We start from the raw sequence: 22,363 nt of genomic DNA, 5'->3' as shown, positions 1-22,363 counted from the left end.
AGAAAGTACGACGGCGGCACAGATAACTTCTGTGCCGCCGTCGTGGTTCGTGGGCCGCCGTCGTCAGGCGGAGACGGGGGCGCGCGGGGCGTCGACCGGGTGCTCGGGCCGGGGTCCCGTCGGACGCTGTCCGAACTCGCGAAAGCTCTTGCGCACCAACGGCATCAGCGTGACGAACAGGTAGGCGACGCCGATGCTGACAAGGGCCGCGCGCAGGCCGACGGTCGCCACGAGCCCGCCGCCCAGCAGCCCGCCGAACGGGATCAGGGACCAGCACAGCGCGGTGCTGAGCGAGCTGACCCTGCCGCGCAGCGCCTTGGGGATGCGCTCGAAGACCACCGCGCCGATGATCGGGTTGATGAACCCCGCCGCGAAACCCCCGACGGCGAGCGTGCTCAGCAGCAGCCATGCGGGCGCGTCGAACGCGAGCACGAAGTAGCGCGGGATTCCGGTCAGCACGAACGCCACGACGTAGACCGGCAGCCGCGGCAGGCGGTCGGCCCACGCGGAGGCAAGCAGCGCACCCAGGATGGAGAACCCGGAGAACACCGCGAAGACGAGTCCCACCGCGGCCGCACCGCTGCCGGTCTCCTTCGCCCACACCGGCACCAGCAGCGCGGCGTACGCCTGTTCGAGAAGGTTGGTCAGCGCGACCATCGTGGTGATCCCCACGAGCACGGCGTCGCGGCGCAGAAAGGTCCAGCCCTCGCGGAGCTCGGCGACGTAGGCGGCCACCCGGTCACCGGCGTACGTCGGGGTGGGCTCGGTCGACGACGCCGGGCTCGGGCGGGGCACGCCCCAGGCGAGGAGCACGGCCGAGACGGTTACCGCCGCGGCGTTGACCCCGAGCGCGTTGACCGGGCCAACAAGGACGACTAACGCTCCAGCGAGCGCGGCGCCTGCGGTAGAGCCGAACCTTTCCACCGCGCTGCTCAGGCCGGTGACTCGCTCCAGGGGGACGGCGCCCAGCTCGGCGAGGTCCGGCACAAGGGCGTACTTCGCGCTGTCGGCCGGGCCGCGCAGCCCGCCCAGCAGCGCAACCACGGGGAGAATCACCCACACGCTCAGCACACCTGCCAGGTGCAGCAGCGGGACCAGCAGCAGCGCGGGCACCGACAGCACGTCCCCGGCGACCGCGATGCGGCGCGCGCCGAGCCGGTCGACCACCGGACCGCTGAGCGCCTTCACGACGACATACGGCAGCATCTCGGCGAAGGCGACCACGCCGGTCAGGACGGGGTCTTCGGTAGTCGTGAGCACGAGCCAAGGGATGGCGATCATCGAGAGCCGGGTCCCCGTGATCGAGAAGGCCTCGGCGGTGATCAGTGCGGCAATCGGCTTGCGGTTGCTCATGACTCATCACCTGGCTGGGCAACACGGCCGGGCGCCGGGAACGCGTGCAGCAGCAGGCTAAAGATCTCGGCGTCGGCGGGACGCTCCCCCTCGGGAGCCTCGAGGTCCATCGCCTCCTCGAGCACCTCACCGAGCTTGCGGACCACCTCGCGGGACTGCTCGGGCGTCAGCCAGATGCTCCAGTCGCTCTCGGTCGAGGCCTCGGCCCACTCGCGCGGCAGGTCATCGAACTCGGCCGCCGCCGACTGCATCGTAGCCACGTGCTGGCCGACGACGGTGCGCCGGTACGCGGCGTAGGCTGCCCGGTCGTCCAGGTCGTCGTAATCACCGGGGCGGGTTCGCGTGCTCTGGTGCGCCGCGCGCCACCACCGGTCGCGCTTGTTGCCGCGCGCGGAGTCCTCCTTGACGAAGCCGTACTGCTCGAGCTGGCGCAGGTGATAGCTCGTCGCACCCGAGTTCAGACCCATCCGCTCCGCGAGCTGGCTGGCGGTGGCCGGGCCGTCGGTGCGCAGCATGCCGAGCATCCGCAGCCGTGCCGGGTGGGCCAGCGCCTTCAGCGCGGTCGCGTCGGGCCGGACGGTGCTGAGCTCTCGTTCCTCACGTTTCGCCATGCTCGAACCGTAAGACTACAAAGACTTGTTTGCAAACATTTCTTTGCGAACTGCGGAATCCCCTGGCCGGCTCAGCCGCTCTCGCAGGCCACCCCGTCGCCGTCGCGATCCAGTCCGCGCCGGTATCCGGGCTGCCCGGCGTACAGCGGCGCGGCGTTCGCCGCTCTCGCCTCCGCACAGCTGCTGTAGTACGCCCCGCCGCCCTCCTCCGGCGGGTCGACGAACGGCGCCGGGGCGCTGGGCTCGGGCTCAGGACTTGGCTCGGGCTCGGGCTCCGGCTCCGTGGTGGGTGACGGCTGGTCCTCGGTGGGTTCGGGCTCGGACGTCTCGGAGGTCGGCTCCGGTGTCTCGCTCTCGGTCGTCCTCTCGGTCACCGTCACCGTGCTCGTGACCACGGGGGTGGTCGAGCTCGACGGCGGATCCTCGGCCGGATCGTCGTCGCCCACGCCCAGCAGGGCCATGCACCCGCCGAGCAGCAGGAGGCCGACGACGCCGAGACAACCGCACCCGAGCAACGGCTTGGCGACCTTGCGCTCAGGAGGCTGCCCGTCGGCGTACGGCGGGATCGGCTGCTCCTGACCGGCGCCGGGGTACGGCGGAACCGGCTGCTGCCCCTGGTCGAACCCGGGCGGTCGCGGCAGGGGGCGGGTGTCGTCGTCGCTCACGTCCAGGCCTCTCCGCGCCGCGGCGCTGACCTCTCGAACGGCTGGGGCTGCCGTCGCTGGACCGCAGTCAAGCGCCGCCAGCGCCCGCCCGTCCCGCGAACGCCGCAGACCGGTCCCTCAGGGTGAGCCCGTCACCCACCCGGCGCCGTCGACGACGGCGGCACAGAAAGTACGACGGCGGCACAGATAACTTCTGGGCCGCCGTCGTGGTTCGTGGGCCGCCGTCGTCAGGAGACGACGGTGACGTCGCCGCGTCCGAGCGCGCGGACCTGCTCGGCCGCGGCGTCGGCGTCACCGACCAGCACGACCGTCCAGTCGTGGGCCACCGCAGCCCAATCACGTTGCAGCCGCTGGGGATCCAGCGACCGCAGACCCTCGAGGTAGTCGGTGACGAAGCTCGTCCCGAGACCGTCGAAGGCGAGGTGGGCCGCCTCGTCGGCGATGACGTCGGCGGTGGCGTAGCGCGCCGGCGCGGTCTTGCCGACGAAGTCGACCGCGGCCTTGACCTCCTCGGCCGTGAAGCCGTCGGCGGCGGCGCCGTCGAGCACGCCGAGCAGCAGGTCGAGCGACTCGGCGGTCACGTCACCGCGCACCGACCCCGAGACCAGCACCTCTCCCCCGCGCAGCCGCGGCCGGAACGTCGCGCGCATGCCGTAGGTGTAGCCCTTCTCCTCGCGCAGCAGCGCGTCGATGCGCGAGGAGGGTGACCCCCCGAGCAGGTACGCCAGCGCCGGGTAGGGCGCCCAACCTCCGGGCACCCGACGGCTGGGACCGGACGCCCCCAGGTAGATCTCCGTCTGCACCGATCCGGGGCGGTCGACGAACACGATGCGCGCGGCGTCGGCCGCCGTGGGGTTGTCGGCGGGTTCTGTTGCGGCAGAACCAGACTCGGCGCCCCACGAGCCGAGCGTGCGGGCGACGTCGGCGGTCGCCTCGTCCACGTCGATGTCGCCGGCGACCACCACCGTCGCCCCGCGCGGCCCGACGTGGTCGCGGTGGAACGCGGCGAGGTCGTCGCGCGTGATGGCGGCGACCGTCTCGGCCCCGCCGCCGGATGGCCGCGAGGCGCGGGCGGCGGGGGCGTACTTCGTCGCGATCCACTCAAGAGCGGCGCGGCTTGCCGGACGCGCCAGCGCCTGCTCGATGTCGGCCAGGCGCTGCCGCTGGTGACGGCGCACCTCGCCCTGGTCGAACACCGGCTGCGACAGGCACTCGGTCAGCAGCTCGAGGCCGGTGCTCAGCTGCGGGCGCGTGGCGTCGACCTCCATCACGATGCCGCCCTCGGTGGCCGCCGCCGCGAGGCCGACCCCGTTGCGCTCCAGCAGCTCGGCCATCTCCTCGCCCGTGCGCTGCTCGGTGCCCTCGTCCATGGTGCGGCTCACCAGGGTGGCGACGCCCTCACGGTCGCGCGGCTCGCTCGACAGCGGGGCCGGGATCACGACCCGCGTCGAGATGACGTGCTGCCCCGGGACGGGGTAGACGAGCAGCCGGGCGCCGTTGTCGAGCGCACGCTCCTGCGGTGTCGGAAACGCCCACGGCGCAGGCTCTTTCGGGATCGGGCGCGGCAGCATCAGGACTCCTTCCGCGGCCGGTAGGCGACGACGGCGCGCGACTCGGGCCGCAGCCACGCGCGGCTCACGTCGCGGATCTGCTCCGGGGTCACGGCGCGCGTGCGGTCGACGAACGTGTTCACGATCTGCGGGTCGTCGTGCAGCAGGGCGTACTGGCTGATGGTGTCGGCCCGCTCCTCCTGGCCGGCCATCGCGCTCAGCCACCACCGCTCGGTCTCGTGGTGCAGCGTCTCCATCTCGACCTCGGTGGGCAGCTCCTCTCCGAGCCGCGCGACCTCCTCCAGCACCTCCCGCTCGACGGCGTCGGGGTCGGCGTCCTCGGCGACGTCGACGACGAGCAGCCCCAGGGAGACTCCGTCGACCAGCCCGAACGCGCTGCGCGACACCGAGTTCGCGACCTGCTCCCGGCGTACGAGCCGGCGGTAGAGCCGCGACGTCGCGAGCCCGGCGAGCAGGTCGAAGGCCAGCTCCGCCGCCCAGAACTCGGGGGTGTGCGCGACCGGCAGGCGCCAGGCGAGGTAGAGCCGGTGCGTCGGGACGTCGTCGTCGACGTCGACGCGCACCGGCGCCTCGAGCGGCGGCAACGGCTCGACGGGGCCGCGGCGGGGCGCGGCCGAGGCGGGCAGGTCGCCGAAATAGCGCTCCACCGCTGCGAATCCGTCGTCTGCCGTGACGTCACCGACGAGCGTGAGCACGGTGTTGTTCGGGCCGTAGTGCTCGGTGAAGAAGGCGTGCACGTCGGCCAGCGACGCCGCCTCGAGGTCGGCCATCGAGCCGATGGTCGAGTGGTGGTAGGGGTGGCCCTCGGGGAAGACCGCGGCGTAGAGCCGCTCGAGGGCGTCGCCGTAGGGCCGGTTGTCGTAGCGCTGGCGGCGCTCCTCCTTGACCACGTCGCGCTGGTTGTCGAGGTTGGCCTGGTTGACCGCGTCGAGCAGGTGCCCGTGCCGGTCGGCCTCCATCCACAGCGCCAGCTCCAGCGCGCCGGTCGGCACCGTCTCGAAGTAGTTCGTCCGGTCGAACCACGTCGTCGCGTTGAGCCGGGCGCCCTCGGCCATCAGCCGGGCGAAGTGCTCCCCCTCGGCGACGTTGCGCGAGCCCTGGAACATCAGGTGCTCGAAGAGGTGGGCGAAGCCGGTCTTGCCCTCCGGCTCGTGACGCGACCCGACGTCGACCCAGAGGTTGACCGTCACGGCCGGCACCGTGTGGTCCGGCGAGACGATCACCCGGAGCCCGTTGGGCAGCGTCCGCTCGGCGATCGGGTAGTCCAGCGGCATGCCAGCACCCTAGGTGAGCCCCTCGGGGCCGGCTCGGTCAGGCGGGGTCGCGCTGGTCCTCGCGCACGCCCATGTTCACCGACGGGGTGAAGTCGTCACCGAGCCGCTCCAGCGCGAGCCGCGCGAAGATCTGCTGCTCGGTGGACGTGCGCTCGCCGCGCGCCCGGCCGAGGAACGCGACGGCCCAGTGCAGCAGCGTCGTGACCCGGCTCTTGAAGCCGATGATGTAGACGAGGTGCACCCCGAGCCACAGCACCCAGGCGACGAAGCCGGAGAAGCGCAGCTTGCCGATGCTGGCCACCGCGCTGAACCGCGAGATGGTCGCCATCGAGCCCTTGTCGAAGTACTCGAACGGGCCCTGCGGCTTCTCCCCCGACAGCCGGCGCCGGATGGCGCGGGCGGCGTAGCGACCGCCCTGGATCGCCAGCTGCGCGACCCCGGGGTAGTCCTTCAGCGAGATCATGTCGCCGACGACGAACACCTCGGGGTGGCCCGGCAGCGTCAGGTCGTCCTCGACCTTGATGCGCCCGGCCCGGTCGAGCTGCGCGCCGGACTGCTCGGCGAGCTGCTTGCCCAGCGGGCTGGCCGAGACACCGGCCGCCCACACCTTGCAGATGGCGTCGATGCGCCGGTGGGCGCCGCCGGCGTCCTCGACCTCGATTCCGGTCGCGTCGACCCCGACGACCTTGGCACCCAGCTCGACCTCGACGCCCATCTTCTTGAGCCGCTCGGTCGCCTTGTTGCCGAGCCGGTCGCCGAACGCGCTGAGCACGGCCGGGGCGGCGTCGAGCAGGATGATGCGCGCCGAGGTGGGGTCGATGTTGCGGAAGTCGCGGCGCAGCGTGCGGCGCGACAGCTCGCTGATCTGCCCGGCCATCTCGACGCCGGTCGGGCCGGCGCCGACGACGACGAACGTCATCAGCTTGCGCACGTCGTCGGCCCGTCCGGCCGCGGCAGCCAGCTCGGCGAGCTCGAAGACGCCGAAGATGCGGCCGCGCAGCTCGAGGGCGTCGTCGATGCTCTTCATGCCGGGCGCGTGCCGCGCGAACTCGTCGTTGCCGAAGTAGCTCTGCCCGGCGCCGGCGGCGACGATCAGCGAGTCGTAGTCGTACGTCTGGGTCTCGTCGAGCGCCTTGGCGGTGACGGTGCGCCGGGCCAGGTCGATGTCGGTGACCTTGCCGAAGACGACCTCGACGTTCTCCTGCCGCGCGAGCACCTCGCGGGTTGCCGGGGCGATCAGTCCTTCGGACAGGATGCCGGTCGCCACCTGGTAGAGCAGGGGCTGGAAGAGGTGATGGGTCGTCGCCGACACGAGGGTGATCTTGACGTCGCGCGCCTTGCGCAGCGCTCGCGCCGCGAAGAGGCCCCCGAAGCCCGAGCCGATGATCACCACGCGGTGCGGGGAGCGTGGGTTCGTGGTCGTGCTGCTCATGGACCGAGCGTAGTGCCGCGCCCGGAGCCCGCGGATGTGATCTTGTCCGGCGATACGCTGTCGGCCGAGCACGACCCGCGTGACCTCGCCGAGGCTTGGAGAGCAGATGTCGCAGCCGCACGATGAGCAGGGCCGACCCCAGGGCGGCCCCCACCAGTCCGGGGGCCAGGACCCGTACGCCGCCCAGCCGCCCTACACCACGCAGCCCTACGGCGCGCCCGGCCAGCCGCAGGGCTCGCCGACGCAGGTCTACGACCACGAGCAGGTGGTGCAGGAGTCGCAGGGTCGGTCGTCGTACGCCCAGGGCCAGTCCGACGGCGCCGCCGCCATCGTGCGTGGTCCGCGCCAGGGCCGTGGCGGGGTGAGCGCGTGGCAGGGCCCGTCGGCCCGGGGTCGTGGCGGCGCCGGAGAGCAGTCGCCCGCGCAGCCGTCGCCCGCCCAGCAGGGCGGGTCGGGCGCCGCCTACGGCGCCCCCTCGCAGGACGCTCGGTCGCAGGGCGCTCCGTCGTGGGGGCAGCAGGCGCCCGGGCAGCCGGCGGCGCCGCAGGGCTTCGAGCAGCAGGGTTCCGACCAGCAGGGCTTCGACCAGCAGGGCTTCGACCAGCAGGGCTCCGACCGGCAGGGCTTCGACCAGCAGGGCTCCGAGCCCGCGCAGGGTCGCAACGCGTGGGCGGGCCCGTCGGCCTCGACCGCCGAGTCCTACGCGCCGCCGCGCGAGCAGGCGGCCCCGGCCGAGGCGCCGGGTCAGCCCGGCTCCCCCGTCGGCTGGCAGGGCCGGCAGGACGAGCGCGCCGACGTCGCCGACGAGGCCCCGGGCCGCGGCGCCACGCCGTCCGAGGTCGGGTGGCAGTCCGAGTCGCCGCAGCAGGTCGACGCTCCCCGCGAGGAGTCCGGCGGTGGCGGCCGGCCCGCGCAGACGTACGGCGAGAGCCAGGGCGAGCCCTTCGCCGCCCGGCAGGACGAGGGTTTCGCCGCGCCCGAGGCCCGTCGCGAGGACGCTGCGCCGTCGTGGGGTGCGCAGGCGCCGCCCGCCGCGAGCGCCCCGCAGCAGGAGGCCCCGCCCGCCCACTCCTGGAACCAGGACGAGGCGCCGGCCGCGCAGGAGCCGGCCCAGTCCGCGGCTCCCGAGGCTCCGGCCTGGGGTCAGCAGGCCGACCAGCCGGGCTCGTACGCCCCGCCCCAGCGCGAGGAGTCCGCTCCCCCGGCGTGGGGTCAGCAGGCGCCCGAGCAGCCGGCGCAGCAGCCCGAGGCTCCCGCCTGGGGTCAGCAGGCCGACCAGCCGAGCTCGTACGCCCCGCCAGCGCGCGAGGAGTCCGCTGCCCCGGCCTGGGGTCAGCAGGCGCCCGAGCAGCCGGCCCGGCAGGAGCCGCAGGTCCGCGAGCCCGAGGCCCGCGAGCCGGAGTCGCGCCCGCAGGCCGACGCCCCGCCGTGGGGCCAGCAGGCACCCGAGCAGCGGGCGGCGCAGCAGCCCGAGGCCCGCGAGTCGGCGCCGGCCTGGGGTCAGCAGACCGACCATCCGAGCTCGTACGCCCCGCCCCAGCGCGAGGAGTCCGCGCCTCCCGCGTGGGGTCAGCAGCCGTCCGAGCCGGCGGCCCAGCAGCCGGTGGCCCGCGAGGCCGCGCCCGAGTGGGGTCAGCGGCAGGACGCCCCGGCCGCCGCGCCCGCGCAGCAGGACTGGAACCGTCCCGAGCCGCAGCAGCCCGAGCCCCAGCAGCCGGAGGGGGCAGGGACTCCCGGCGGGGCGGCCCCCGGCGAGGAGGCCGAGGAGCTGCCGACCCAGGTGACCCCGGCGGTCAGCGAGCCCCCGACGGGCGAGGAGCCGGCCGACGAGGCGCTGACTATCGGCCGCGGCCGCACCAACTCGATCGTGCTCGACGACATGCTGGTCTCGCGCCAGCACGTGCGCATCACGGTCGACGACGAGGGCCTGGTCATCGAGGACCTCGGCAGCCGCAACGGCACCTTCGTCAACGGTCGACGCATCGAGCGCACGCACCTGCACGAGGGCGACCGCATCGGCATCGGCGCCTCGACGTTCGAGGTCCGCGACGGCTGGCTCGTCAGCATCTGACAGGCACAGCGACTCCGGGACGCTGCACGGCTACCCTGACGGGCGAGGGGGGCCACCTCGTGCCGCGCCCGTATGCACCGACGACCGTCACGGAGTACGCCTATGACCCAGCCGACGAACGGACCGGCCGAGCCCACGAGCCTGCGACTGGTCTTCGACGGTCGCGCCAGCACGGTCAGCCCGGGTCAACGGTTCGTCATCGGTCGTGACCGCGGGTGCGACCTCACGGTCGTCGACTCGCGCGTCTCCCGGCGGCACGCCGAGGTGCGCCACGAGGGCGGCGCCTGGGTGGTCGTCGACCTCGGCAGCAGCAACGGCACGTACGTCGGTGCCCGGCGCATCGCCCCGCAGTCACCGGCGCCGATCGGCCAGGGCGGTTCGCTGCGGCTGGGTGCCGCCGACGGCCCGCAGGTCCGGGCGCAGGTGATGCCGGGCGGGTCGGCGCCGCGTCCGCAGCAGGGCACTCCGCGACAGGGCGGCGCGCAGCCGGGCGGCGCGCAGCCGGGCGGTGCGCGCCCGGGCAACGGGCACCCGAGCGGTCCGCTCCCCGGCCGGGCAGGTCGCCCCGCACCCGCGGTCGCCGACCCCACCGACGTACGCCCGGGGGCAGCTGCTCCTGCCCGGCCCACCCCCGCGCAGCCGGCCCAGGCACCGCAGACAGCCGCGCCGAAGGCCGCTCCGCAGCAGGCCGCGTCGTCGCGGGTCAGCCAGCCGCTGCCGCAGCACCGCCCCGCGGCGACCGTGCCCGACGCGCCGGGCCAGCACGCGGGCGTGGTCTTCGAGCGCTGGACGCTGCCGAGCGGTCCGATCTCGGCCGACCAGGGCGGCGGCCACGCCACGGTCACCGGCCAGGTGCCGCAGGTCATGCCCACCGCGACCACCGGCACCGCGGGCGGTCAGGTGCTCACGATCGGCCGCGGCCTGGAGAACCAGATCGTCGTCGACGACCTGCTCGCCTCGCGGCAGCACGTGCGCCTCACCCCGCGCCCCGGCGGGTTCGACGTGCAGGACCTCGACAGCCGCAACGGCACCTACGTCAACGGTCAGAAGGTCGACCACGCCTTCCTCGGCGAGGGCGGGCTGCTCGCGGTCGGCCACTCCCGGTTCACCGTCCGCCACGGCCAGCTCGTCGCCAGCGTCGACGAGGGCGACGTCAACTTCGTCGCCAACCACCTCACCTTCAAGCTCGGCAACGGCAAGGTGCTGCTCGACGACGTGACGTTCGCGCTCGACGGCTCCAGCCTGCTCGCGGTGATCGGCCCGTCCGGCGCCGGCAAGTCGACGCTGCTCAAGGCGCTCACCGGGTCGCAGCAGGCGACCGAGGGCGAGGTCTACTACGACGGACGAGACCTCTACGAGAACTACCAGGACCTGCGCCACCGCATCGGCGTCGTGCCGCAGGACGACGTGGTGCACCGTCAGCTCACGGTCAAGCAGGCGCTGCGCTACGCCGCCGAGCTCCGCTTCCCCGACGACCTCGACGCCCACCTGCGCGACCAGCGGGTCGACGAGGTCATGGCCGAGCTCGACCTGGCCCCGCACGCCGACACCCGCGTCGACAAGCTCTCCGGCGGTCAGCGCAAGCGCACCTCGGTCGCGCTGGAGCTGCTGACCCGCCCGTCGCTGCTGTTCCTCGACGAGCCGACCTCGGGTCTGGACCCGGGGCTGGACAAGCAGGTCATGCGCACGCTGCGCGACCTGGCCGACGGCGGACGCACGGTCGTGGTCATCACCCACTCGGTCGCCAACCTGGGCGTCTGCGACAAGGTGCTGCTGCTCGCCCCGGGCGGCAAGGTCGCCTACTTCGGCCCGCCGGACGGGCTGCTGCGCTTCTTCGGCGCCAGCGACCACGCCGACGTGTTCACCGCCGTGGCGCGCGACCCCGAGGGCGTCAAGCTGCGCTTCCGCGACTCGCCGCTGATGGAGGAGCAGGTGTCGGCGCCGCTGCGCGCCCCGCGTCCGCACACCGGCCCGCCCGAGAAGCCGCCGCGCCAGCAGTCGATCCCCTCGCAGCTGTCGACCCTGGCCCGACGACACCTGAAGGTGATCCTCGCCGACAAGGGCTACGCCGCGTTCATGCTGCTGATGCCGGTCGTGCTCGCGGTCATCACGATGGTGGTGCCGGGCAGCTTCGGCCTCGGCCCGCAGCCGGCCACCGACGCGAACGGCCAGCCGACGGTCATCGCGAGCGAACCGCTGCAGATCCTCGTGGTGCTCATCGTCGGAGCGATCTTCATGGGCACCGCCGCGAGCGTGCGCGAGCTGGTCAGCGAACGCGCAATCTTCTTGCGCGAGAAGGCAGTCGGGCTCTCCTCACAGGCCTATCTGTGGGGCAAGCTGGTCATCTTCGGGCTGCTCACGCTCATTCAGAGCGCGCTGCTGGTCGGCCTCGTGCTGCTGGTCAAGGAGAAGCCCGCCGACGCGATCCTGCTCGGCTCCCCGACGCTCGAGCTGATCATCGTCTGCTGGTTCACCGCGTTCAGCGCCGTGTCGCTGGGCCTGCTGATGAGCTCGTTCGTGAAGACCTCCGAGCAGGTCATGCCGCTGCTCGTGGTGTCGGTCATGGCGCAGCTGGTGCTGTGCGGCGGCCTGTTCCCGGTCACCGGCCGGCCGGTGCTGGAGCAGCTGTCCTGGATCACCCCGTCGCGCTGGGGCTACGCCGGCTCGGCCGCCGTGGTCAACATCCGCGAGATCTTCACCCGGCCCGACCCCGACAACCCCGGCCAGAACAAGATCTTCGGCGACGCCGACGACCCGCTGTGGCAGCACACCCCGTCGATGCTGCTGCTGGCGCTCGGCATGCTCGCCCTGATCGGGCTGGTCATGGCCGCCTGCACGCTGTGGCGGATCAACCGCGAGGACGACTGACCCAGCCCGCGACGGCGTACGCACGCATCGGCTCAGGCCTGGCCGCCCCTCCCACCAGGGAGGGGCGGCCCCTTTGTTAACCGGGCCGCCCCTGCCGTAACTGGGCCGCCCCTCCTTGACAGGGCATCCGCCCCGGGTGCATATTCAACACATGTTGAGTTCAACGGCTGTTGAAGTAGCGGGGCTGTGCGTACGCCGGGGCGGGCGGCGCGTGCTGCGCGACCTGTCGTTCTCGGTCCCGGAGGGTGCGGTGGTCGGGCTGCTCGGTCCGTCCGGGTGCGGCAAGACCACGCTGCTGCGAGCGCTGGTCGGCGTGCAGCGCATCGAGTCCGGCCGGGCGCGCGTGCTGGACCGCGAGCCGGGCGCACCCGAGCTGCGCCGGCAGATCGGCTACGTCACCCAGGCGGTGAGCGTCTACCGCGACCTCACAGTGGCGCAGAACGTGCGCTACTTCGCCGCGCTGCAGGGTGCGGACGCGCGCGAGGTCGCCGAGGCCGTCGACGCCGTGGGCCTCACCGACCAGGCCGACCAGCGCGTCGAGCGACTGTCCGGCGGGCAGGCGAGCCGGGCGTCGCTGGCGTGCGCGCTCGTCGGGGACCCGCAGCTGCTGGTGCTCGACGAGCCGACCGTCGGGCTGGACCCGGTCACCCGCGAGTCGCTGTGGGCCCACTTCCGCGGGCTCGCCGACCGCGGCGTCACGCTGCTCGTCTCGAGCCACGTGATGGACGAGGCGTCACGCTGCGACAGCCTGCTGCTCATGCGCGAGGGGCGGCTCCTGACCCAGCTGACCCCCGCCGAGCTGCTGCAGCGCACCGGCGCGGCCACCCCCGACGAGGCGTTCCTGCGCATCATCCGCGAGCAAGACACCCGCGAGGCCCAAGGAGAACCGGCATGAACCCCCGCATCACCCTGGCCACCACCCGCCGCGTGCTCGACCAGCTGCGCGCCGACCACCGCACCGTCGCGCTGATCCTCGTCGTGCCCGCGCTGCTGCTGTCGCTGCTGTGGTGGGTCTACGACGGCGCCCCGATCTTCGACCGCCTCGCCGTCACCATGCTCGGCATCCTGCCCATGGTCGTGATGTTCCTGGTGACGAGCGTGGCGATGCTGCGCGAGCGTACGTCCGGCACGCTCGAACGGCTCCTCACCACCCCCATGCACCGGGCCGACCTGCTGCTCGGCTACGCCGTCGCGTTCACATTGATGGCGATCCTGCAGGCGACCGTGCTGTGGGCCGTCAGCCGGTGGCTGCTCGGGGTCCAGACCCGCGGACCGGTCGGGTGGCTGCTGCTCATCGCGGCGGCGTCGGCCGCCGTGGGCGTCGCGATGGGCCTGCTGGCCTCGGCCTTCGCCCGCACCGAGTTCCAGGCGGTGCAGTTCATGCCGTTGGTGATCGTGCCGCAGCTGTTCCTGTGCGGGCTCCTGGTCGGGCGCGAGTCGATGCCGCAGCTGCTGCAGTGGGCCGCGAACGTGCTGCCGCTGTCGTACGCCGTCGAGGGCCTGCGCGCGGTCGGCTCGCAGACCGACCCGTCCGCCGACGCCGTCCGTGACGCGCTGGTGCTCGCCGGGTTCGCCCTCGTCGCCCTTACCCTGGCTGCCGTGTCGATGCCGCGAAAGACCCGATGAGCCCGCGGGGAGGGCGACCGCCCGGCGCGTCCGACGCGCGCGAGCGGATCCTCACCGCCGCCCGAGAACTGTTCGCCCAGAAGGGTTTTCAGCAGACCTCGCTGCGCGCGATCGCGACCGAGGCCGGGGTCGACGTCGCACTGATCAGCCACTACTTCGACAACAAGCGCGGCCTGTTCGTCGCCGCGATCGCCCTGCCCCACGACCCGGCCGACGTGCTCGCCGCCGTCGCCGACGTGCCCGACGAGCAGCTGGGCAGCGGCGTGCTGCGGGCCGTGCTCACCGTGTGGTCCTCCCCCGGCGCCGCCGGGCTCGAGGCGTCGTTCCGCTCGGCCATCGCAGGTGACGAGTCGCTGGTGCGCGACATGCTGCAGGGCCTGGTGCTCCCCCAGCTGCACGAGCGCGTCGAGCAGATGTCCGGCGACGCCGACCGGCGGCTCCCGCTGGCGTTCACCCAGATCGCGGGGATCATCCTGCTGCGTCAGGTCATCCGCCTGGAGCCGCTCACCCGCCTGACCGTCGACGAGGTGGTCGCGGCGCTCGGCCCGAACGTCGACCGGCTGCTCACCGGCCCGCTGCCCGACTGACCGGCCGGCGCCTACTCCCCGCGCGAGCGGGCGTAGGCCTCCACCGCCTCCTTGGCCTCCGCGAGGCCGACGCCGGTGTCCTGGCGGTGCTGCTTGATCGCCCCGATCGTCTGCCCCTCCTCGACCAGCCGGCGCACGTCTCGGGACGGGGCGAACGGGTCGTCCAGCTCGCGCGGGTCGACGCCCAGCCGCTCCGCCATCGCCAGCAGCAGCCGGTGCTGCTCGCGCAGCTGCCGTTCCAGCCGCTCGATCCGCCGACGATCCGCTCCACCGAAGACCATGCGACCAGCCTAGGAGTGCCGCCCCGGGCGCTACCCGGCAGACGCCTGGACCGGGTCGGACATCCCCAGCCGGCGACCGTCCGCGTCCAGCGCCTCGACGGCCAGCCAGCCGTCCGACGAGACCAGGACCGAAGACTCGAACCCCGTTCTCTCGAAAGATGATCCGAGCGCAAGACTGTCGGCCGATGCCCCTGTGTGCACGCGCCACGAGGTGACCTCGGTCGCGCCGTTCCAGCTGACGTACGCCCGCGTCCCGCCCTCCTCGGCCCGCACCCCCACGTCGGGCTTGGTGCCCGGACGCGAGGTCCACTCCTGGCGGTAGGCGCGATAGGTGTGCGTGTCGGGCATCTCGACAGAGAGCACCGGCGTGCCCTCGGGGTCGAACTCGTGCACCCGGCCCACCGACCCCCAGCCCACGACCACGTTGCCGCCGGCGAGCACCTGGGTCGACCCCTCGGCGTTGGAGGTGATGCCCCCGACCTGGTAGACCCCGCGCGGCCGCACGGTCATCTCCTCCTGGTCGACGGTGAGCACCAGGCCGCGGCTGCGCGGCGGGTCGCTGCCCTCCGAGGCGTGGTTGTCGAACAGCGACAGGGTCTGCTCGTCGACCCACCGCGCGTCGTGCTGCCAGGAGAAGCGCACCCCCTCGGGGATGTCGAAGTCGCTGCGCCTGCCGCCCATCCGCCACTGCACCTCGCCCGTCGCCTGGTCGATCAGGACCAGCGAGTGCGTGTGCCGGAAGCAGATCAGCAGGGTGTCGCCGCGGTCCTCGACCGCGTTGGCGTGAAAGACGTCGAACGGCTTCTCCCGGGTGCCGACGTCGTCGGCGATCGTGGAGTAGGTCTCCTCCAGCGCCAGGTGCTCCCGCGGGCTCCAGGTCAGCACCGGCTCGCTGGTCGCCAGGTCGCGCTCGACGACACGGGTGTCGTAGACCCAGCCGTCCCTCGGGCCGCCGATGCTGCTGAGGTCGGCCCGCGCCGGCGTGTAGGCGATGGTCAGCATCGTCCCCCGGTCGGTCACCTTCGTCTCGTGCAGGTCGATCGTGTCCCCTCCCACCGGGGTGACCGCGGGCTGCGCGCGCAGCCGGGAGTCCACGACCGAGACGGTGCCCTCGCCGTGGCCGTCCGCACTGTCCCCGGACCAGTACGTCAGCATCGGCTCTGCGCCGACCTGCTGCAGGCGTACGTCGGTGATGGAGGTCTGGTCGGTCGGCTGGATCCACACCGGCTGGCCGGAGTCGTCCAGCACCACGCCGGCCTTGCCGCCGTCGCCGCGCGGGGCGAGGAACAGGTATCCCGGGGCGGTCTCACCCCGCTTCTCGACGGTCATCGCCGGCAGGGTCAGGTCGGTGCTGACGAACGAGCGGGGCACCTGCACGGGACCGCGCGCAGCACCGGCGTGCGCCTGCTCGAGCAGCCGGCCGCCACCGACGATGCCGAGCCCGAGAGCCGCCACCCCGCTGAGCACCGACCGCCGGCTCGGCCCCCGCGGGTCGGTCGGCGACGGCGGGGCGAGGGCAAGGGAGCTCGGCATGACGCGACCGTGCCAAGGGACCCTGTGGCGGCGCTTTGGGCGACGTGAGGCGCGTCGGTGGACGCTGGCGGCATTCTCCTCATGGGTCTCGTGGGGGAACGTACCCGGTGACCGAAGTCCTTCATCTACCACGCCGGTGGACTGGCCGACCGCGCGTCGATGAAGTCACCAGCCTGTAGCCCGCCGCCTTGCGGCGACTGACTGCCATTCAGCCGAGAAGATGTCTACATGCACTCGTTCGAATCGTCCTTCGACGCGACGTTCCTGCGCCCGATTCTGGTCGAGCAGGGACTGCACCCGGATGACGTCGGCGCCTTGCTCCGGTACGCACCAGCGGCGCTCACGCACCTGTGCTGGAGAAACACGATCCTCGAGGACTGGCATGCTGGCCCTGACTCGCGTATCAGCGACGCAGAGATGATGCGGGCAAACGTGGCAACGAGCCGGATATTCCACCAGTCGATCTGGTACGAGATCGGCGAAGCATGGGCGAACGCAGGACCCCTCTCCCACGACATGATCGACGTCGGCATCCTCGAGCAGGCGTTCAGTTTCGCCCTAGTGGACGCGTTCAGCGCTGAACGTGTCCTCCCACATGGCTTAACCCTGGGCGAGCTGGGCGGGGATGAGTGGGAGGAGTTCGAAGGCCATGCCGACCGCCAGCTTGGTGCGCTGCTCGAAGTTGCCGAGCAACGGGGCGCACACGTTGTCGCCATGTGGTTGGGCCTGCGCGGAAGCAGAGTCGTCGGGCACTGGTGGGGCACACCGAAGTGGCCTTTCGTGGTCGACAAGTTCCTCGACCGGATCGATGACCCGGGCGACCGGTGGTGGCAGAACATGGGGGGCCATCCTGGGCAGCCACCCGCGCCGGCCGATGATCGGGCCTGGTTCAGGACGATGCTGCTCACGGCGCCGGACGAACTCCCCACGAAGGTCGTCGACTACTGCATCCACGACGCCGCGATTGGCTTCATCAGAGACGTGTAGCGGTGCCGATTTCGATTATCGGTGTCAACGCGATCGGAATCCCAGTTAGGAAGCGCGTCTACCCACCCGCTCGCCTCTCGACAGCCATCAGCCACTCGTGCCGGCTACGGGGCAGCGCTCCTGCCGGGGACCCGCACCTCCCAGGAGCCGCACCTGACGCGCGCCGCGCGATCTTTTAGACAGACGGTCCGCCCGCCAAAGGGCCAGTCTCATCCTCGCCGTCGAGGTCAAGGCCTCTGGCCAGGTTCGCCGGTAGCGGCAACCCGTGCTTCTCGGACAGGAAAACGGTAGCCGCGTACCGCTGAGCCAGTTTCGCTGTGTCCCCCAGGAGGTAGGAGTTCGCGCCGGCCCCGACAAGCACCGACACAACGGGCATGCCCATACGTGCGTTCTGGACGGGCACATGGCCGCCCTGGCCCGTGTGTTTTAGCAACTTCTCCACCGCCGCCATCATGCGGTGGTCCTCTCGCAGCTTCTTGCTCCAGTTAACGCGATGCTTGGTGGAGTTGAACGCCTGACTCGCTCTCCGTGTCGTGCCCGTCTTGGGGGCCTGCTTGGGGTAAGCCCGCATTACCATTCGATCGATCATATTCTTGGTCTGCGGGTCCAGGGGATCGAACCCGTATGCGTAGCAAACCCGTGTAGCGATTGCCCCGGTCAGAGCTTGCATGACCAGCAGGTCGAGCGTGATCGCAGCCGCACTTCCCGCCACGGGGACAGGAATCATCGCGAGAGCTCCGAGGATAGCGCCCTCGCCAGCGCCGAACGTCCGCCAGCGCAACGTCATGCCGCGTGCGAACTCATCGAGATACTCCAGCTCGACGGATCGCAGGTCCGCCAGCGACTCCACTGGCCGGCCGGCCTGGCGGTGATAGTCCAGTACACGCTCAGGGTCCGCTAGCTCCACGACCCAGTCATTGGTCAGTTCCAGCAGCCGCACGACGGCCTCCAAGGTTGGGGCGAGAGCGTCGTCGACGACCCTGTCGGCAACCTTCTTGACCTTCTCAGGAACGGCGGCGGCGGCCACGCCACGGGACTTGGCGACGGCCCGGCTCAGCGCGATCCCTGCCTTGGCGGCGCCGTCCTTTGCGGAGTCGGGGATCATGTTTCGGCGCTCGGCCGTCTTGGCCCAAGCCCTTTGCAGCTCGTCCCACCGCCGCTGCTCGTACTGCGACAGCGAGGGCGCAGAGCGGGTTCCGTCCCCAGTCATGCCGCGCAGCGTAACCGCGACATGCTGACGTTGCATCGATTTCTGCAGCCCGCACGACGGGTTTCGGGTGCTTCTGAGTCCCCCGGGCGGAATCGAGAGGGGCCGGCCTCCACTCATGCCTTGGGCAGCCGACGGTCGAGGGGCCGAACTTTGCTCGCCCCATTGCGCGGCCATTCGATGCGCCCTGCTGGACTTTGCGTGTGCGTTCGGTCAGGGAACCTGAAGCAAAATCCACGCGACGACAGCGGTTCACAGCACAGTCCGGGCCAGTTGAGCAGGGATGTGTGTCGTCAAGATTCGCGCATCGGATCAGCGCAAAGGGAAGGGCCCGGATCCTCGTCGGATCCGGGCCCTTCGGAGCAGTAGCGGGGGCAGGATTTGAACCTGCGACCTCCGGGTTATGAGCCCGGCGAGCTACCGAGCTGCTCCACCCCGCGTCGGTATGGCTCTACCTTACGACAGGGTGACGGCAGCGCCAAATCGAGGGTGCCGACCGCCGAGAACCCGTGCCAGCACAGCGAACTCGGCGCCTCGGCGCCCCGGCCGCTCGTGACGGCGGAGGCGCCGAGACCTCAGCCGGACGGCGTGGGCGTCGGCGACGGGGTCGGGCTGGCCGGCGGGGTCGAGGTCGGCGGCGGGGTCACCGTCACCGATCCCCCGGCCGGAGCCGAGCCGGCCAGGCGACGGATCGCCTCGCCCAGCTTGCGCTGCGCCTCGCCGTAGGCCTCCCAGTCACCGCGCCGCAGCGCCGCCTGGCCCTCGTTGTAGTAGCGCTGCACGTCGCTGGCCGCACCCGGGTCGGGGCTGCCGGTCGGCGACGGCGTGCCGGTCGGCGGGCTGGTGCCCGGGGACGACGGGCTCGGACTCGGGCTCGGCGACGGGGACGGCGACGGGCTGGGTGAGGGGGACGTACCCGGGTTGTTCGGCGTGCCGGCGTCGCCGGCCGTCGCGCCCGAGTTGCCACCGAACAGCTGGTCCAGCGCCCCGTCCAGCGTCGAGGCCCACGCCAGCCGGTTGCCGAACGAGGTGACCACGAGGCGCTGCAGCGGGTAGGACGTGTTGCCCGACGCCTGCACGTAGACCGGCTCGACGTAGAGCAGACCGCCGCCCACCGGCAGCGTCAGCAGGTTGCCCATCGTGATGCGCGAGCCCTGCTGGCGGGCCAGGTTGAGGTACTGCGACAGGTTCGTCGTGCCCAGCGTCTGGTCGGTCGTGCTCTGACCCGAGGACTGGATCTCGTTCTGGAACTGCCCCGGTCCACGGATCGTGGAGTCGCGCGGCATCTCCAGGATCCGGATCGTGCCGTAGCCGGATCTGCGCGTGCCGTTCCGGTCGCCCGCGTCGGCGTCGACCGCCATGAACCCGGTGAGGTTCTGCCGGCTTCCGGTCGGGATGAACGTGCTCGTCAGCGAGAACGACGGCGAGTTCTGGTCGGGCATCGCGATCGACAGGTAGTACGGCGGGGTCGGCGTCTGCCCACCCTGCGTCGGGTCGTTCGGCACCTGCCAGAAGTCGTTGCCCTGGTAGAACGCGGCCGGATCGGTGACGTGGTAGCGGGCGAGCAGCTCGCGCTGCACCTTGAACACGTCCTCGGGGTAGCGCAGGTGGCTCATCAGCGCGCCGTTGATCTGCGACATCGGCTTGACCGTGCCGCCGAACGACTTGCGCCAGGCCTTCAGGATCGGGTCCTGCTCGTCCCAGGCGTACAGGTCGATCGAGCCGTCGTAGGCGTCGACGGTGGCCTTGACCGAGTTGCGGATGTAGTTGACCTGCCCGCCCTGGATGCTGCGCACGTTCTGCGAGCGGTTGGTCAGCGAGTCGGAGGTGGTCTCGCCCAGCGACGACAGCTGCGAGTACGGGTACTGCGCGCTGGTCGTGTAGCCGTCGACGACCCACTTCACCCGGCCGTCGACGACGACCGGATAGGTGTTGCCGTCCAGCGTCAGCCACGGCGCGACCCGCTCCACGCGCTCGCGCGGCTCGCGGTAGTCGAGGATGCGCGAGCGGGAGTTCACCACGTCGGACAGCAGGATGTTGTACTGCCGGTACTTGACGGCGTACGCCAGCTTGCGGGTGAACGAGCCGATGCCGACCCCGCCGTTGCCCTGGTAGGTCGTACGCCGCTCGCCGCCCGTCGCGCTGTCGGGGTAGTCCAGCTCGCGGTTGGAGCCCGGCTCGCCGCCGACGATGGAGTAGTTGGGCGAGGACTCCCCGAAGTAGATGCGCGGCTCGTAGTCGCCGAGCTCACCGACCGGCGGGATGTTCTGCTCGAACAGCTGCGGCTCGCCGTCGCTCGTGCGCTTGTTGCCGTAGGCGGCGACGACACCGAAGCCGTGGGTGTAGACCGCGTGGTCGTTGACCCAGTTGCGCTGCCCCGCGGGCACGCCCTCCAGGTCCAGCTCGCGCACCGCGATGACGGTGTCGACCTTCTCGCCGCCGATGTCGTAGCGGTCGACGTCGAGGGTGTCGGGGAACTGGTAGTAGTTCACCCGGCCCTGCATCTGGCGGAAGGTCGGCGAGACGATCGCCGGGTCGACGATGCGGATGCCGGGGACGGTGTCGGCGTCCTGGCGCAGCTGGCCCGGGGAGGCGTCCGTGCGTGGTTCGTACGCCTGTGTCTGGGTGTTGGTGAGCCCGTAGGCCGCGCGCGTGGCGTCGATGTTGCGCTTGATGAACGGCGCCTCCAGCGTCTGCTCCGACGGGCCGACGCGGAAGCGCTGCACGATCGCGGGGTAGATGCCGCCGACGAGCACGGCGCACACGACCAGCAGCGAGACGCCGAGGATCGGCAGCCGCCAGGTGCGGGTCCAGATGGTCGAGACGAACAGCACCGCGCACAGCAGCGCCGCGATCGCGAGGATCGCCTTGGTCGGCAGCACGGCGTTCTGGTCGGTGTAACCGATGCCGTGCCAGCGCCGGTTGTCGTTGGTGGTGAGGCTGTAGCGGTCGAGCCAGTACGACACGGCGCGCAGCAGCACCAGACCGGCCAGCAGCAGCGACAGGTGGATGCGGGCCGCCGGCGTGGTGCGCGGGCCGCGGCCCTGCAGGTTGATGCCGCCGTAGACGTAGTGCGTGACGAGCGCCGCGAGCAGCGACAGCACCAGCACCATCGTCCCGAAGCTGACCAGGAAGCGCAGCCACGGCAGGGTGAAGACGTAGAACCCGATGTCCTTGTTGAACTCGGGGTCGTTGACGCCGAACGGCTCGCGGTTGATCCACATCAGCGGCAGCTGCCACTGCGCCTGCGCCGCCAGCCCGGCGAACAGCCCGAGCATCGCGGGCAGCGCCCAGAAGGCGACCCGGCGGAAGGGGTCGATGGCCTCGCGGTAGCGGTCGAGGTTGTCCTGCTCGACGGTGACCGGGGCGTACACCGGGCGCTGGCGGTAGGCCAGGCGCAGGCTCAGGCCGACCAGCAGCGCGGTGACCAGCCCGCCGGCCAGGAACATCAAGGACTTCACGATCAGCTGGTTGCGCCAGACCAGGGAGTAGCCGACGCTGTCGAACCACAGCTTCTCGGTCCAGACCCGCGACCACAGCATCGCGACGACGATGACGACCAGGAGCACCGCCACGGTCGTCGCGAGGGGCGACCGTCTGGGCAGGCCACCCAGCCGAGGGATCCGGGGCCGACCGAAACGCCGACCGCGGGGCTCGTCCGCGCCAGGGACGTCGTCGTCAGAGGTGCTCACGGGCTGTCCGATCGCCGGTGGGTGTGAGCCCATAACCTAACCCGTGAACCCTGGGGCAGGATGTGCGGGTGAGCTCTCCCGAGGATCAGCCCAACCCGCCGATGAGCCCGCTGCTGAGCTGCGCCGTCGACACCGAGCAGCACGTCGCGCGCGCCGGGTGGGACCAGCCGCCCCGACTGTTCGCGATCGCCCGCAACGGCGACATCGCCCAGCGCGAACCGAGCCTGGCTCCGCAGCTGGCCGGCGTCGACCCCGACGCGTTCAGCACGATCGAGCAGGAAGGCATGCCGCCGACCAGCAGCATCGAGGAGATGCTCGGCCGGCTGGCCTGGCCCGACGAGGTCGACGGCGCCGCGCTGGCGATCGAGCGCATCGTCGTGCCGCCCGAGGCCGAGCGCGACCTGCCCGACGACCCCGAGGCCGCGGCACAGGCGCTGGCCGCGCACCCGGCCCGCCAGGACGTACGCCTGCTGGTCGCCGTGCTGCGCGACGGCGAGGGCGTGTGCCTGCTGCGGCAGCGGGCGTACGACTCCGACGACAAGGTCGCGGTCGGCGAGGACATCGCGCCCGGGCTGCTCGAGGCGCTGCGCGCCACGTTCGCCTGA

General features: G+C 71.9%; 17 protein-coding genes and 1 tRNA gene. 7 read left to right on the top strand and 11 right to left on the bottom strand.

Annotated elements, in window-relative coordinates; genetic code table 11:
* Positions 1 to 63 precede the first annotated feature (63 nt).
* The 6 genes from FB554_RS02695 to FB554_RS02670 all read right to left on the bottom strand — a co-directional run bounded on the left by FB554_RS02695 (position 64) and on the right by FB554_RS02670 (position 6,906).
* A complete protein-coding gene (locus FB554_RS02695; RefSeq protein ID WP_142004518.1) occupies positions 64 to 1,353 on the bottom strand; it encodes an MFS transporter in 1,290 nt (429 codons plus the stop codon).
* Positions 1,350 to 1,964: an ArsR/SmtB family transcription factor gene (locus FB554_RS02690; RefSeq protein ID WP_142004517.1), complete on the bottom strand. Its 615-nt coding sequence runs from the start codon at positions 1,962 to 1,964 to the stop codon at positions 1,350 to 1,352. The genes FB554_RS02695 and FB554_RS02690 overlap by 4 nt, the downstream gene beginning before the upstream one ends.
* A 71-nt stretch (positions 1,965 to 2,035) precedes the next feature.
* Entirely contained in the window at positions 2,036 to 2,629 is a 594-nt protein-coding gene (locus FB554_RS02685; protein WP_236022234.1) for an excalibur calcium-binding domain-containing protein, read from the bottom strand.
* A gap of 227 nt (positions 2,630 to 2,856) precedes the next feature.
* Positions 2,857 to 4,200 (bottom strand): M16 family metallopeptidase, encoded by a 1,344-nt coding sequence (locus FB554_RS02680; protein WP_142004516.1) that lies wholly within the window; start codon positions 4,198 to 4,200, stop codon positions 2,857 to 2,859.
* Positions 4,200 to 5,474: a M16 family metallopeptidase gene (locus tag FB554_RS02675; RefSeq protein ID WP_142004515.1), complete on the bottom strand. Its 1,275-nt coding sequence runs from the start codon at positions 5,472 to 5,474 to the stop codon at positions 4,200 to 4,202. Before FB554_RS02675 ends, FB554_RS02680 begins: the two co-directional genes overlap by 1 nt.
* A gap of 37 nt (positions 5,475 to 5,511) precedes the next feature.
* On the bottom strand, positions 5,512 to 6,906 hold the full coding sequence (locus FB554_RS02670; protein ID WP_142004514.1) for an NAD(P)/FAD-dependent oxidoreductase: 1,395 nt from the start codon (positions 6,904 to 6,906) through the stop codon (positions 5,512 to 5,514).
* 106 nt (positions 6,907 to 7,012) lie between these two features.
* On the opposite strand from FB554_RS02670, the gene FB554_RS02665 reads away from it, so the two are divergent.
* The 5 genes from FB554_RS02665 to FB554_RS02645 all read left to right on the top strand — a co-directional run bounded on the left by FB554_RS02665 (position 7,013) and on the right by FB554_RS02645 (position 14,058).
* Positions 7,013 to 8,977: an FHA domain-containing protein gene (locus FB554_RS02665; protein ID WP_142004513.1), complete on the top strand. Its 1,965-nt coding sequence runs from the start codon at positions 7,013 to 7,015 to the stop codon at positions 8,975 to 8,977.
* Positions 8,978 to 9,079: 102 nt separating this feature from the next.
* Positions 9,080 to 11,845: an FHA domain-containing protein gene (locus FB554_RS02660; RefSeq protein WP_170206758.1), complete on the top strand. Its 2,766-nt coding sequence runs from the start codon at positions 9,080 to 9,082 to the stop codon at positions 11,843 to 11,845.
* A gap of 151 nt (positions 11,846 to 11,996) precedes the next feature.
* Positions 11,997 to 12,740 (top strand): ABC transporter ATP-binding protein, encoded by a 744-nt coding sequence (locus FB554_RS02655; RefSeq protein WP_142004511.1) that lies wholly within the window; start codon positions 11,997 to 11,999, stop codon positions 12,738 to 12,740.
* On the top strand, positions 12,737 to 13,471 hold the full coding sequence (locus tag FB554_RS02650) for an ABC transporter permease (RefSeq protein ID WP_142004510.1): 735 nt from the start codon (positions 12,737 to 12,739) through the stop codon (positions 13,469 to 13,471). The genes FB554_RS02655 and FB554_RS02650 overlap by 4 nt, the downstream gene beginning before the upstream one ends.
* Positions 13,468 to 14,058, top strand: a complete 591-nt coding sequence (locus tag FB554_RS02645) for a TetR/AcrR family transcriptional regulator (RefSeq protein WP_142004509.1) — start codon at positions 13,468 to 13,470, stop codon at positions 14,056 to 14,058. Before FB554_RS02650 ends, FB554_RS02645 begins: the two co-directional genes overlap by 4 nt.
* An 11-nt stretch (positions 14,059 to 14,069) precedes the next feature.
* Here FB554_RS02645 and FB554_RS02640 read toward each other — a convergent pair whose 3' ends face one another.
* Both FB554_RS02640 and FB554_RS02635 read right to left on the bottom strand, forming a co-directional pair.
* Positions 14,070 to 14,339: a hypothetical protein gene (locus FB554_RS02640; RefSeq protein WP_142004508.1), complete on the bottom strand. Its 270-nt coding sequence runs from the start codon at positions 14,337 to 14,339 to the stop codon at positions 14,070 to 14,072.
* A 30-nt stretch (positions 14,340 to 14,369) separates the two neighbouring features.
* Positions 14,370 to 15,872: an arylsulfotransferase family protein gene (locus FB554_RS02635; RefSeq protein WP_142004507.1), complete on the bottom strand. Its 1,503-nt coding sequence runs from the start codon at positions 15,870 to 15,872 to the stop codon at positions 14,370 to 14,372.
* 228 nt (positions 15,873 to 16,100) lie between these two features.
* On the opposite strand from FB554_RS02635, the gene FB554_RS02630 reads away from it, so the two are divergent.
* A complete protein-coding gene (locus tag FB554_RS02630; protein WP_142004506.1) occupies positions 16,101 to 16,859 on the top strand; it encodes a hypothetical protein in 759 nt (252 codons plus the stop codon).
* Between the two features lie 175 nt (positions 16,860 to 17,034).
* Here the strand turns inward: FB554_RS02630 and FB554_RS02625 are convergent, their stop codons facing one another.
* The 3 genes from FB554_RS02625 to FB554_RS02615 form a co-directional block, all read right to left on the bottom strand.
* Positions 17,035 to 18,069, bottom strand: coding sequence for an EcsC family protein (locus FB554_RS02625; RefSeq protein WP_170206757.1), 1,035 nt, complete (start codon positions 18,067 to 18,069; stop codon positions 17,035 to 17,037).
* A gap of 363 nt (positions 18,070 to 18,432) precedes the next feature.
* Positions 18,433 to 18,506 (bottom strand) — tRNA-Met (locus FB554_RS02620).
* Positions 18,507 to 18,641: 135 nt separating this feature from the next.
* Positions 18,642 to 21,791, bottom strand: a complete 3,150-nt coding sequence (locus tag FB554_RS02615; RefSeq protein WP_142004504.1) for a UPF0182 family membrane protein — start codon at positions 21,789 to 21,791, stop codon at positions 18,642 to 18,644.
* A gap of 68 nt (positions 21,792 to 21,859) precedes the next feature.
* On the opposite strand from FB554_RS02615, the gene FB554_RS02610 reads away from it, so the two are divergent.
* A complete protein-coding gene (locus tag FB554_RS02610) occupies positions 21,860 to 22,363 on the top strand; it encodes a PPA1309 family protein (RefSeq protein ID WP_142007381.1) in 504 nt (167 codons plus the stop codon).

This window comes from Barrientosiimonas humi, assembly GCF_006716095.1.
Taxonomy (GTDB): Bacteria; Actinomycetota; Actinomycetes; order Actinomycetales; family Dermatophilaceae; genus Barrientosiimonas; species Barrientosiimonas humi.
The sequence above is the reverse complement of the archived record's forward strand: the minus strand, read 5'-3'. Positions and strand labels throughout refer to the sequence as shown.

Coding starts and splice junctions, on each gene's coding strand:
- FB554_RS02630 (WP_142004506.1), top strand. CDS start 16,101: ATGCACTCGTTCGAATCGTCCTTCGACGCGACGTTCCTGCGCCCGATT.
- FB554_RS02645 (WP_142004509.1), top strand. CDS start 13,468: ATGAGCCCGCGGGGAGGGCGACCGCCCGGCGCGTCCGACGCGCGCGAG.
- FB554_RS02625 (WP_170206757.1), bottom strand. CDS start 18,069: ATGACTGGGGACGGAACCCGCTCTGCGCCCTCGCTGTCGCAGTACGAG.
- FB554_RS02640 (WP_142004508.1), bottom strand. CDS start 14,339: ATGGTCTTCGGTGGAGCGGATCGTCGGCGGATCGAGCGGCTGGAACGG.
- FB554_RS02665 (WP_142004513.1), top strand. CDS start 7,013: ATGTCGCAGCCGCACGATGAGCAGGGCCGACCCCAGGGCGGCCCCCAC.
- FB554_RS02680 (WP_142004516.1), bottom strand. CDS start 4,200: ATGCTGCCGCGCCCGATCCCGAAAGAGCCTGCGCCGTGGGCGTTTCCG.
- FB554_RS02690 (WP_142004517.1), bottom strand. CDS start 1,964: ATGGCGAAACGTGAGGAACGAGAGCTCAGCACCGTCCGGCCCGACGCG.
- FB554_RS02670 (WP_142004514.1), bottom strand. CDS start 6,906: ATGAGCAGCACGACCACGAACCCACGCTCCCCGCACCGCGTGGTGATC.
- FB554_RS02610 (WP_142007381.1), top strand. CDS start 21,860: ATGAGCCCGCTGCTGAGCTGCGCCGTCGACACCGAGCAGCACGTCGCG.
- FB554_RS02675 (WP_142004515.1), bottom strand. CDS start 5,474: ATGCCGCTGGACTACCCGATCGCCGAGCGGACGCTGCCCAACGGGCTC.
- FB554_RS02655 (WP_142004511.1), top strand. CDS start 11,997: ATGTTGAGTTCAACGGCTGTTGAAGTAGCGGGGCTGTGCGTACGCCGG.
- FB554_RS02635 (WP_142004507.1), bottom strand. CDS start 15,872: ATGCCGAGCTCCCTTGCCCTCGCCCCGCCGTCGCCGACCGACCCGCGG.
- FB554_RS02650 (WP_142004510.1), top strand. CDS start 12,737: ATGAACCCCCGCATCACCCTGGCCACCACCCGCCGCGTGCTCGACCAG.
- FB554_RS02615 (WP_142004504.1), bottom strand. CDS start 21,791: ATGGGCTCACACCCACCGGCGATCGGACAGCCCGTGAGCACCTCTGAC.
- FB554_RS02695 (WP_142004518.1), bottom strand. CDS start 1,353: ATGAGCAACCGCAAGCCGATTGCCGCACTGATCACCGCCGAGGCCTTC.
- FB554_RS02660 (WP_170206758.1), top strand. CDS start 9,080: ATGACCCAGCCGACGAACGGACCGGCCGAGCCCACGAGCCTGCGACTG.